Genomic DNA, 10592 nt, shown 5'->3' with positions numbered 1-10592 from the left:
GGCGGGGCGGCCCCAGTCGGCCATGTGCTGGGTGAAGATGTCGCGGATTTCGGTGCGGTTTTTGTGGATGGCGGGGACGAGGATGTGGGAGGGGCGGTCGTCGGCGAGTTGGACGATGAGTTCGGCGAGGTCGGTTTCGTAGGCGTGGATGCCGTGGTGGGCGAGGGCTTCGTTGAGGCCGGTTTCCTGGGTGGCCATGGATTTGACTTTGACGACTTCGGTTTCGCCGGTGGCTTTGATGATGTCGGTGGTGATGCGGTTGGCTTCGTGGGCGTCGGTGGCCCAGTGGACGGTGCCGCCGGCTTGGGTGACGGCTGCTTCGAGTTGGAGGAGGTAGTGGTCGAGGTGGCGGAGGGTGTGGTCCTTGACGGCGGCGCCGGTTTCGCGGAGTTGGGGCCAGTCGGGGAGTTCGCTGACGGCGGTGGCGCGTTTGGCGCGGATGGTGTGGGTGGCGTGGGTGAGGTTCGCCCGCAGTTGGGTGTCCTTCGTCGACACCCGCGCGGCGTCGGGGAAGGACGGGAGCCCCAGATAGGTGCCGTTCATCGGACGATTCCTGTCTCTGCGCGCCAGTAGGGGTGTTCCTCGGTGGACGCGAGGATCTCCGCGATGTGGACGGTCCGCAGCGGCGAGCGGTCCCGGCGGAGGATGCCGTCGAGGTGCATCAGGCAGGAGTTGTCCGCCCCGCACAGCACCCCGGCGCCGGTGTCGAGGGCGTGCCGGACCTTGTCCTGGCCCATCGCGACGGACACGTCCGGGTTCTTGACCGCGAAGGTGCCGCCGAAGCCGCAGCACTCCTCGGCGCCCTCCAACTCGCGCAGCTGGAGGCCCTTGACGGCCTGGAGCAGCTTTCGGGGCCGTTCGCCCAGCCCGAGCATGCGCAGGCCGTGGCAGGACGGGTGATAGGCGACGGTGTGCGGGAAGTACGCGCCCACGTCCGTCACCTGGAGCACGTCCACCAGGAACTCCGTCAGTTCGTACGTCTTCGGCACGGCATGGGCCGCCGCCGCGGCGAGGCCGCCGTCGCCGTCCCGACCCTCGGCGGCCGCGCGCTCCGCGATCCGGGGGTAGTTGTCGCGCACCATGGCCGCGCACGAGCCGGACGGCGTGACCACGTAGTCGTAGCCGGCGAAGACCTCGGCGTAGTGGCGGGCCAGCGGCTCGGTCTCGTGCCGGTAGCCGGTGTTGAACTGCGGCTGGCCGCAGCAGGTCTGGGCCTCGGGGAAGTCCACTTCCACGCCCAGCCGCTCCAGCAGTCGCACCACGGCCCGGCAGGTGTCCGGATACAGGAGGTCGTTGACACAGGTCACGAAGAGGGCGACCCGCAAGGTGCCTTCGTGCCGCACCTCGCCGCCGCTCGGCTGTCGATCAGGCATGCGCTCATACTGCCCCAAGCGCGCACAGCGGGGGAAGCATACATCCGATGTTTCCTGCCCTGCGCGTCGGCGCCGGTGAGGCGTCAGGTGCGCCCGGCGGGGCGTCAGGTGCCCCCGGAGGGCCGCGGGCTCACCCGGCGGGCACAGGCAGCGGCGCACCGTCCCCGGCTGCGAGCAGCGCGCGTATCTCGCGGACGGAGCTGCGTCCGGCCCGGTTGGCGCCGATGGTGCTCGCCGACGGTCCGTAGCCGAGCAGGTGCACCCGGGGGTCCTTCACCACGCGGGTGCCGTCGAGCCGGACGCCGCCGCCCGCCTCGCGCAGCCGCAGCGGGGCGAGGTGGTCCAGCGCCGCCCGGAAACCGGTGGCCCACAGGATGACGTCGGCGTCCAGCGTCCGGCCGTCGGCCCATGCCACGCCGTGCGGGGTGATCCGGTCGAAGACCGGCTCCCGGCGCAGCACCCCGCGGGCCCGGGCCTCGCGTACGGCCTCGGTCGCGGCCAGGCCGGTCACGCTCACCACGCTCTGCGGCGGCAGGCCCTGGCGCACCCGGTCGTCCACCCGGGCCACCACCGAGCGGCCCCACTCCTCGTCGAACGGGGTGTCGCGGAAGACCGGGGGCCGCCGGGTCACCCAGGTGGTGCGGGCCGCGCCGCCCGGTTCGTTCAGCTCCATCAGCAACTGCACCGCCGAGGTGCCGCCGCCCACCACCACGACGTGCAGCCCGGCGAACTCCGCCGCGCCCCGGTAGCCGGCGGTGTGCAGCTGCCGCCCGAGGAAGCTCTCCTGGCCCGGGTAGTACGGCAGGAACGGCCGGTCCCAGGTGCCCGTCGCGTTCAGCAGCGCCCGCACCGACCAGGTGCCGCGGTCGGTCTCCACCCGCAGCCGCCCGCCGGTCCCCTCCCGTACCGCCGCCACGTCCACCGGGCGCAGCACCCGCAGGTCGAACTCCTCCTCGTACCGCCGGAAGTAGGCGCCGACGACCTGCGAGGACGGCAGGTCCGGGTCGCCGCCGGCCAGCTCCATCCCGGGCAGCGAGTGCACCCCGTGCGCCTTCGCGTACGTCAGCGACGGCCACCTGAACTGCCAGGCGCCGCCGGGCCGCGGGGCGTGGTCGAACACCACGAAGTCGCTGCCGGCCCGCAGGCCCGCCCAGTGCAGGAAGTACGCCGCCGACAGGCCCGCCTGGCCCGCGCCCACCACCGCGACGTCCGCGTCCGCGACCGCCGCCCCGTCCGCCCCCGGCATCCGGCCCGCCTGTACCTCGTCCATGCCGGTGCCAACCACGCCCGCCCCGCATTGCTTCCCCCCGGCCGCGCCAGGCGAGCCCTGGGCCGGCCCTGGCTTTGAGATGCCGGTCCTGTTCCCCGCCCCACACCGTGACGGCCCCGGTGCGGGGCGGGGGATCTTGCCGACGATCAGGGGTGGCCGCTCACCACAGCGTGGCGATCTTGTCGGCCAGGGCATCGGCCTGGGCCCGCCCGGCTTGTGCTGCGGCCTTCCGGCGCTGGGGATCGTACGGGTTGGGGCCGATGGCCTCGACGCTCTGTTCGTCCGGCACGATGAGACATACCTCGGCCTGTTCGGCCAAGGCTTCCGCATCCGCGGCCGCGCCGGGAATCTGCCCGTAGCCGTCAGGCATCGGCGCCAGGATGACGATCCTGTCGTGCCCGGCGGCCAGGCGTGCGTTGGCGGTGGAGACCATGCCGCCGTCCACCCAGGAACGGCCCTGGAAGTGTTCGAGAGGCCAGACGCCGGGGACCGCACCGCTCGCGGAGACAGCGTCGGTCAGCGAGACGCCCGCGTGCTCGTCGAACAGATGCAGCTCGCCCGTGTCGGCGTCGATCGCGGTGACTTTCAAGCCGGCGGGCCAGTCCGCGGTGACCAGACGAGAGGTGACGACGTGCCGTCGGGTGGCTGAGGGCACGGGCTCGGGGTCTGCTTTGGAGATGCGTCCCATCGCCGCGCCGACCTTGCGCGGGTCGTCGCCGCCCTCGGCGAGGGCCGCCCACCAGGCGGCCATGGTGGCCTCGGACGCCTTGCCCGCCACCTCGTTGTCGTCCGGGCCGAGCTGGGAGGCGAAGAGCCGCTCCAGGTCGTAGCCGCTGGCGACGGCGGTTCCGACGAACGAGCCCGCCGAGGTTCCGATCACGGAGGTGGCCTTGCTCCAGTCGACTCCCTGGGAGCTGAGCCCTGCCAGGACGCCGACTTCCCAAGCGATGCCTGTCACACCGCCTCCGCCGAGGACGAGAGCGCGCGAGAGGGGCTGGGTCGGATGTGCCATGGGACGACTCCTCGCTGTACGAACCACCCGGAACCCGACCATGATCCTCTCTTCAGGAGTTCACCGCACGATGAGGGCGGCGGCGCATTGCGCATGCGACGAACTCCATTCGGGACACCGCCTAGACCAGGGGGCCGGAGGCCCAGCGGCGCAGGCGGGCGACGCGGTCGGCGGCCTCTTCGAGGCGGGCGATCGGGAGGTCGCCGTCGGAGACGGCGCGGGCGGCGGCCGCGTGGATCGCCTCGCGGACGCCCGGGCCGCTGCCGGGCCCGAGCCGGACCAGGTCCACCCCGGCGATCCAGGCGAGGACGGCGGCACCGGGCACGCCCCAGCCGTCGACCACGGACGGCGCGTCCAGCGCTTCGCTCACCACCACCCCGGTGTAGCCCAGTTCGCCGCGCAGCACTCCGGTGACCACGTGGGCGCTCAGGGCCGCGGGGGCGGCCGCCGAGATGGCCCGTACGCCCGCGGCGGCGCCCTCCGCGAACGGCCGGAGGCTGCCGATGCCGGTGAAGGGCCCCAACGCCGCGGCCACGCCGTGCGCCTGAAGGTCCGTCACGAACGTGCGGGTGGCGTCGGGGCGGTCGCTCGGCGGTACCGCCAGGTGCAGGTTGGCGCCCGCGGCGAGCAGTTCGGCGGCGGTCGCGGCGCCGGGCGGTCCGGCGGGGCCGGGCGGTCCCGCGGGGCCCAGGTGGCCGGTGAGGGCGTCCGGCAGGGCGGCCCGTACGGCGTCCGACGCGGCCCGGGCGGCGGGGCCGTACGCGTGTACGGCGGCGCCCGGCGTGCCCCGCTCCAGGCCGCGCAGTATCCACTCCGGCAGGTGGGGGCCGGTGCCGCGCACGGAGGGCAGCACGCAGGAGTCGACCAGCACGGCGAGCCGGTGCAGCGTCTTCACGGCGGGGTCCCCCTTCGGGGCGCGGCAGGCGGCGAACTCCCGAATGGTACAGACCAATCCTCGGCCGGGGCAACGCCCCCGCGACCTGGCGCCGAGGCGGCCGCCGGGCCGGTGCGCGACCATGGAGGGCATGGCCGACAGCTTCGGAACCCGCGTCCTCGACATCCGTACCGGCGACCGTGAGACGGTCCACGACCTGACCGGCGCGTGCGCCGGCTTCCTGCGGGAGGTGGCGCAGGAGCGGGACGGGCTGCTCAACGTCTTCGTGCCGCACGCCACCGCGGGGATCGCCGTCATCGAGACCGGCGCGGGCAGCGACGACGACCTGCTCGCCCTGCTCGGCGACCTGCTGCCGGCCGACGACCGCTGGCAGCACCGGCACGGCCCGCGCGGGCACGGCCGCGACCACGTGCTGCCCGCGCTGGTGCCGCCGCACGCCACGCTCCCGGTGATCGGCGGCCGGCTGGACCTGGGCACCTGGCAGTCCGTCGTCCTGGTGGACACCAACGTCTCCAACACCGACCGCCAGGTACGCCTGAGCTTTCTCGGCTGAGCCGCCCGGCCCCCGCACCGAGCCCGCTCCCCGCACCGAGCCCGCTCCCCGCAGCGTGCGGCTGCCTGTCGGCGACCCGCAAGGAGACCGCATCGGGTGACGTACGCACCGGGCTTCCGCCGCGCGCTGGCCTCAGCCCGCGCCGCCGCCCAGCACCTGCGCCAGCTCGTACGACACCGGCTCCTCCAGCTGCGCGTACGTGCAGCTGTCCGGGCTGCGGTCCGGGCGCCAGCGGCGGAACTGCGCGGTGTGCCGGAAGCGGCCGCCCTGCATGTGGTCGTAGGCGACCTCCAGCACGCGCTCGGGGCGCAGCGGCACCCACGACAGGTCCTTGCCGCCGGTCCAGCGGCTCGGGCCGCCCGGCAGCCGGCCGGCGGCCTGCGCCTCCTGACTGGCCCACTCCTGCCACGGGTGGCCCGCGACGGACTCCATCCGCAGCGGCGCCAGCTCCTCCATCAGGGCCCGGCGCCGCGCCATCGGGAAGGACGCGCAGACCCCGACGTGCTGGAGCTGCCCGCCGGCGTCGTACAGGCCCAGCAGCAGCGAGCCGACCACCGGGCCGCTCTTGTGCGGCCGCAGCCCGGCGACCACGCAGTCCGCGGTCCGCTCGTGCTTGACCTTGACCATCGCCCGCACCCCGGGCCGGTACGGCAGGTCGTACGGTTTGGCGACCACGCCGTCCAGGCCGGCGCCCTCGAACTGCTCGAACCACTCCTGCGCGCGGACCAGCTCACCGGTGGCGGGCGTGACGTGCACGGGCGCGTCCGCCTTTCGCAGGGCGTCGAGCAGCGCCTCCCGCCGCTCCCGCTGGGGCGTGTCCATCAGCGACGTGCCGCCCAGCGCCAGCAGGTCGAAGGCGACGAAGCTCGCCGGTGTGGCCTCCGCCAGGTGGCGCACCCGGGAGTCGGCCGGGTGGATGCGCTCCAGCAGCGCGTCGAAGTCCAGCCGGCCGCCCGCGGCGACGACGATCTCCCCGTCCAGCACGCAGCGCGCCGGCAACCGGCTGCGCAGCGCCTGCACCAGCTCGGGGAAGTAGCGGGTCAGCGGCTTGCCGGAGCGGCTGCCGAGCTCCACCTCGTCGCCGTCGCGGAAGACGATCGCCCGGAAGCCGTCCCACTTCGGCTCGTACAGCATCCCCGGGGGCAGGGCCGCGGCCGTCTTCGCGAGCATCGGCCGCACCGGCGGCAGCACGGGAAGGTCCATGCCCGGATTGTCCGCCGCCCGGCCGCCGGGCGCCCGCCGAGCGGGCCGCGGGGATGCGGCTTAGCGTGAAGGGCATGGCAGAGGCGCTGGAGCTCACGGTCGGCGAGCGCACGGTGCGCGTGTCCAACCCGGACAAGGTGTACTTCCCGGCGCGCGGGTTCACCAAGGCCGACGTCGTCCGCTACTACCTGAGCGTGGGCGACGGCATCCTGCGCGTGCTGCGGGACCGGCCCACCACGCTGGAGCGGTACCCCGACGGCGTCGACGGCGAGTCCTTCTTCCAGAAGCGCGCCCCGAAGAACCTCCCCGAGTGGATCCCGACCGGCCGCATCTCCTTCCCCAGCGGCCGCCACGCCGACGAGATCTGCCCCACCGAGCCCGCCGCCGTGGCCTGGGCGGCGAACCTCGGCTGCCTCACCTTCCACCCCTGGCCGGTGCGCCGCACGGACACCGAGCACCCCGACGAGCTGCGCATCGACCTCGACCCGCAGCCCGGCACCGACTACGCCGACGCGGTGCGCGCCGCCCACCTGCTGCGCGAGGTGCTCGACGGCCTGGGCCTGACCGGCTGGCCGAAGACCTCCGGCGGCCGGGGCCTGCACGTGTTCGTGCCGATCGCCCCCGAGTGGACCTTCGTCCAGGTCCGCCGCTCGGCGATCGCGGTCGCCCGTGAGCTGGAGCGGCGCGACCCGCGGCACATCACCACCGCCTGGTGGAAGGAGGAGCGCGGCGCGAAGATCTTCGTCGACTACAATCAGACCGCCCGCGACCGCACCATCGCCAGCGCCTACTCGGTCCGCCCGCGCCCGCAGGCGCCCGTCTCCGCGCCGCTGCGCTGGGAGGAGCTGGACAGCGCGGTGCCCGACGACTTCGACCTCGCCACGATGCCCGGCCGGTACGCCGAGGTCGGCGACCTGCACGCGGACATGGACGAGCACGCCTTCCGGCTCGACGAGGCCCTGGAGCTGGCCGCGCGCGACGAGGCCGAACACGGCCTGGGCGACCTGCCCTATCCGCCGGACCACCCGAAGATGGCCGGGGAGCCGAAGCGGGTCCAGCCCAGCCGGGCGAAGAAGCAGGCCGGGTAGCGCGCCCGCCGCCCGTGCGCCGGGCCGCGGTGGCGCCTCAGTCGAAGGTCTCGACGTACTCCTCCGGCGGGCCCAGCTCCGGGCGGTCGCGCAGCTCGATCCGCGGCCCGAAGCGCTCCAGTTCCAGCACGGTGACGGTGTTGCCGCCCGCGGCCAGCAGCGGCGCGGGGACGTACAGCGTCTGCTGCGGGCCGATCTCCCAGTAGCGGCCCAGCAGGGTGCCGTTGACCCAGGCGAAGCCCTTGCCGAACCCGGGGAGGGCCAGGAAGGTGTCGGCGGGCTCCGGCAGGTCGAACGACGCGTCGGCGAAGCCCGCGCCACCCCCGGGCGGCGCGGCGTCCGGCGCGCTGCGCACGTCCGACGCCGGCCACTCGTCCAGCGGGAGCGGGTACATCTCCCAGCCGTGCACGTACCGCCGCTCGATCCGCACCCCGCCGAGGATGCCCTTGCCCTGGCCCAGCAGCGGGCCGTAGTTGATCCGGCCCTGGTTCTCCACCAGCAGGTCCAGCCGCACCCGCCGGCCGGCGCCCTCGACCGCCAGCGAACCGGTCTCCTCGCCCAGCACGCCGCAGGGCGCGCCGTCGACGAAGACCTGCGCCCGGTCGTGCAGCCCGCTGACCGTCAACTCCTGGGTGCCGTGCGGCAGTCGCGGCCACGCCCGGTACAGCACCAGGCCGGAGGGCTGCTCCAGTTCCTCGAAGCTCATCGGGTACGGCGACCGGACGGCCGCCGACAGCGCGGTGAGCCCGTCGAGCAGGCCCGCGCCGCGCCGGACGGGCACGGTGCGCGGGGCGAGCAGCCGGGGCTCCGGCGGCAGCGGGCGCTCCTCCGCTCCGGCTCCGTCCGCCGCGGCATCGGTCCCGGATGCGCCTGCCACCCGGGCGAGTTGCTCGCGCAGGGCGAAGAACTTCGGGCCGAGCGCGCCGTGTTCGGCGATCGGCGCGTCGGAGTCGTAGCTGGTGGCGGTGGGCAGGAAGCGGGTGCCGTCGTGGTTGGCACCCGCCCACAGGCCGAAGTTGGTGCCGCCGTGCGCCATGTAGAGGCTCACCGAGCCGCCCTCGTCGAGGATCTCGCCGAGCGTGGCGGCGGCGCCGGCGGCCGAGCGCACATGGTGCGGGTCTCCCCAGTGGTCGAACCAGCCGTTCCAGAACTCGGCGCACACGAACGGCTCGTCCGTACGGCGCTCGCGCAGCAGCCGCGCCGCCTGGCCGGGCCGCGAGCCGAGCGTCGCGGCGGCGAGCACGCCCGGCACACAACCGCCGTCCTGCATCAGCTCGGTGGGCCCGTCCGCGGTGTACAGCAGTTCGCTGATGCCGCGCGCCACCAGCGCGTCGCGCATCCACTCCAGGTAGTCGGCGTCGTCGCCGTAGCTGCCGTACTCGTTCTCCACCTGCACCGCGACGACCGGCCCGTCGTACGCCGCCTGGGCCGCCGCGATCCTGGGCACCAGCACGTCGAACCAGCGCGCCACCTCCTCCAGGAACAGCCGCTGCGAGGTGCGCGGCCGTATCCCGGGCAGCCCGGTCAGCCAGGACGGCAGCCCGCCGTTGTCCCACTCGGCGCAGATGTACGGGCCCGGGCGGACGACCACGTCCAGGCCGGCGTCCTGCGCGAGGGCGAGGAAGCGCCCCAGATCGCGCGGGCCGTCGAAGCGGGGGGCGGTGCGGCGCGGCTGGTGGAAGTTCCACGGCACGTAGGTGTCCACGGTGTTGAGGCCCAGCGCCGCCAACCGGGCCAGCCGGTCCGCCCATTGCGCCGGGTGCACCCGGAAGTAGTGCAGCGAGCCGGAGAGCATCCGGTGCGGCTCGCCGTCCCGCAGGAGCGTGCCCCGCCGGTGGGTGAGGATCGGCGCGGGCGGCCCGGCCGATCCGTCCGCAGCGGGTACGGCGCTCCCGTCCGCGGGCCGCCGCGGGTCCACTGCCACGCCGGCTGCCACGCCCACCGCCATGCCGCGAAATGATACCGATACCGTCCGGTCCGCCGCCGGGTCCGTCATGCCTGCTCCCTGGTGACATGCTCACGGGTGGAGCAGTCTCGGTGGAACTGTCGCACAGGATGTTATCGATGCCAAGACTGGGTCCCGGGGCCGTACGGGCGCGGTGGCGCGGCCCGCGCACCCGGGAGCGGACCGTTATCATCGGGCCAGGAGCGGAAGGGGCCCATGGACAAGCAGAGCGGGCGCGGGACCGCACGGCCGCCGGGGATGACGGATGTCGCGCGGGTCGCCGGGGTGTCCGCGCAGACGGTCTCCCGCGCCCTGGCCGGGCATCCGAACGTGCAGGCGGCGACCCGCGCGAAGGTGCTCGCGGCGGTGGAGCAGCTGGGCTACCGGCGCAACAACGCCGCCCGGATGCTCTCCTCCGGCCGCAGCCGCACCATCGGCGTGGTCACCCTCCAGACGAGCTTCTACTCGCGCACTGCGCTCACCTCGGGCATCGAGCACGCTGCCCAGACCGCCGGCTACGCGGTGAGCACCGCCACCACCGCCTCGCTGGACACCTCCGCGATCGAGGGTGCGCTCCAGCGGCTGGCCGACCAGCACGTGGAGGGCGTGATCCTCGCGGTGCCGCTGATCCATGTCTCGCGGCAGATCGAGCAGTTGACCGGCGCGGTGCCCACCATCACCATCGACGGCTCGCGCACCTCGGCCACCGAGGTGGTCGCCGTCGACCAGTCGCTGGCCGCCCGGCTGGCCACCCGCCATCTGCTCGACCTCGGCCACGAGACCGTCTGGCACGTCGCCGGGCCGCAGCAGTGGCTCGACGCGGCGAGCCGCGCGGCCGGCTGGCGGGCCGAACTGGAGGCCGCCGGGCGTACGGTGCCGCCGGAGCTGGCCGGCGACTGGTCGCCCGCCTCCGGCTACCGCAACGGCCTGGTCCTGGGGCGGATTCCGGACGTCACCGCGGTGTTCGTGGCGAGCGACGAGATGGCGTTCGGCGTGATCAGGGCGCTGCACGAACTCGGGCGCAGGGTGCCGGAGGACATCTCGGTGGTCGGGGTCGACGACATCGCGCTGGCCGAGTACTGCTCGCCGTCGCTGACCACGGTCGCGCAACCCTTCGCGCGGATGGGGGAGTTGGCGGTGGCGCACCTGGTGCGGGCGATCGCCGAGCCCGGCGCGGCGCCCGAACCCGCCTCTGTGGAACCGGCGCTGGTGGTGCGCGCGAGCACTGCTGCGGCCCGGCCGCGCTGACCTGC

10 protein-coding genes are annotated in these 10592 nt (G+C 74.3%); 3 read left to right on the top strand and 7 right to left on the bottom strand.

Annotation, left to right across the window (positions count from 1 at the left end; all coding sequences use genetic code 11):
• The 5 genes from AC3ERT_RS36155 to AC3ERT_RS36135 form a co-directional block, all read right to left on the bottom strand.
• Positions 1-543: LUD domain-containing protein (locus AC3ERT_RS36155; protein WP_435179368.1), on the bottom strand; the 543-nt coding region annotated here is incomplete at its 3' end.
• On the bottom strand, positions 540-1325 hold the full coding sequence (locus AC3ERT_RS36150) for a (Fe-S)-binding protein (protein ID WP_435179370.1): 786 nt from the start codon (positions 1323-1325) through the stop codon (positions 540-542). The genes AC3ERT_RS36150 and AC3ERT_RS36155, both read right to left, overlap by 4 nt.
• 178 nt (positions 1326-1503) lie before the next feature.
• Positions 1504-2643 (bottom strand): NAD(P)-binding domain-containing protein, encoded by a 1140-nt coding sequence (locus AC3ERT_RS36145; RefSeq protein ID WP_435179365.1) that lies wholly within the window; start codon positions 2641-2643, stop codon positions 1504-1506.
• Positions 2644-2803: 160 nt separating this feature from the next.
• On the bottom strand, positions 2804-3655 hold the full coding sequence (locus AC3ERT_RS36140) for a patatin-like phospholipase family protein (RefSeq protein ID WP_435134656.1): 852 nt from the start codon (positions 3653-3655) through the stop codon (positions 2804-2806).
• A 121-nt stretch (positions 3656-3776) separates the two neighbouring features.
• Positions 3777-4550, bottom strand: a complete 774-nt coding sequence (locus AC3ERT_RS36135) for a glycoside hydrolase family 3 N-terminal domain-containing protein (RefSeq protein WP_435134653.1) — start codon at positions 4548-4550, stop codon at positions 3777-3779.
• Between the two features lie 130 nt (positions 4551-4680).
• Between AC3ERT_RS36135 and AC3ERT_RS36130 the strand changes: the two genes are divergently transcribed.
• Positions 4681-5103 (top strand): secondary thiamine-phosphate synthase enzyme YjbQ, encoded by a 423-nt coding sequence (locus tag AC3ERT_RS36130; RefSeq protein ID WP_435134650.1) that lies wholly within the window; start codon positions 4681-4683, stop codon positions 5101-5103.
• A gap of 132 nt (positions 5104-5235) precedes the next feature.
• Here the strand turns inward: AC3ERT_RS36130 and AC3ERT_RS36125 are convergent, their stop codons facing one another.
• Entirely contained in the window at positions 5236-6306 is a 1071-nt protein-coding gene (locus AC3ERT_RS36125) for an ATP-dependent DNA ligase (protein ID WP_435179362.1), read from the bottom strand.
• A 74-nt stretch (positions 6307-6380) separates the two neighbouring features.
• Here AC3ERT_RS36125 and ligD point away from each other — a divergent pair, with 74 nt between their 5' ends.
• On the top strand, positions 6381-7394 hold the full coding sequence (ligD, locus tag AC3ERT_RS36120; RefSeq protein WP_435179359.1) for a non-homologous end-joining DNA ligase: 1014 nt from the start codon (positions 6381-6383) through the stop codon (positions 7392-7394).
• Between the two features lie 37 nt (positions 7395-7431).
• On the opposite strand, the gene AC3ERT_RS36115 is transcribed toward ligD, so the two are convergent.
• Positions 7432-9342 (bottom strand): glycoside hydrolase family 35 protein, encoded by a 1911-nt coding sequence (locus tag AC3ERT_RS36115; protein ID WP_435179356.1) that lies wholly within the window; start codon positions 9340-9342, stop codon positions 7432-7434.
• Positions 9343-9555: 213 nt separating this feature from the next.
• Between AC3ERT_RS36115 and AC3ERT_RS36110 the strand changes: the two genes are divergently transcribed.
• Entirely contained in the window at positions 9556-10587 is a 1032-nt protein-coding gene (locus AC3ERT_RS36110; RefSeq protein ID WP_435179354.1) for a LacI family DNA-binding transcriptional regulator, read from the top strand.
• The last annotated feature ends 5 nt before the right edge of the window (positions 10588-10592 follow it).

The organism is Actinacidiphila sp. bgisy145 (assembly GCF_057708125.1).
Note: the sequence above shows the minus strand (reverse complement) of the source record. Positions and strands in the feature narration are given on the sequence as shown.

What these genes read in the sequence shown, in the direction of transcription:
- AC3ERT_RS36145 (WP_435179365.1), bottom strand. Translation starts at nt 2,643, where the DNA reads ATGGACGAGGTACAGGCGGGCCGGATGCCGGGGGCGGACGGGGCGGCG.
- AC3ERT_RS36140 (WP_435134656.1), bottom strand. Translation starts at nt 3,655, where the DNA reads ATGGCACATCCGACCCAGCCCCTCTCGCGCGCTCTCGTCCTCGGCGGA.
- AC3ERT_RS36130 (WP_435134650.1), top strand. Translation starts at nt 4,681, where the DNA reads ATGGCCGACAGCTTCGGAACCCGCGTCCTCGACATCCGTACCGGCGAC.
- AC3ERT_RS36125 (WP_435179362.1), bottom strand. Translation starts at nt 6,306, where the DNA reads ATGGACCTTCCCGTGCTGCCGCCGGTGCGGCCGATGCTCGCGAAGACG.
- ligD (WP_435179359.1), top strand. Translation starts at nt 6,381, where the DNA reads ATGGCAGAGGCGCTGGAGCTCACGGTCGGCGAGCGCACGGTGCGCGTG.
- AC3ERT_RS36115 (WP_435179356.1), bottom strand. Translation starts at nt 9,342, where the DNA reads ATGGCGGTGGGCGTGGCAGCCGGCGTGGCAGTGGACCCGCGGCGGCCC.
- AC3ERT_RS36110 (WP_435179354.1), top strand. Translation starts at nt 9,556, where the DNA reads ATGGACAAGCAGAGCGGGCGCGGGACCGCACGGCCGCCGGGGATGACG.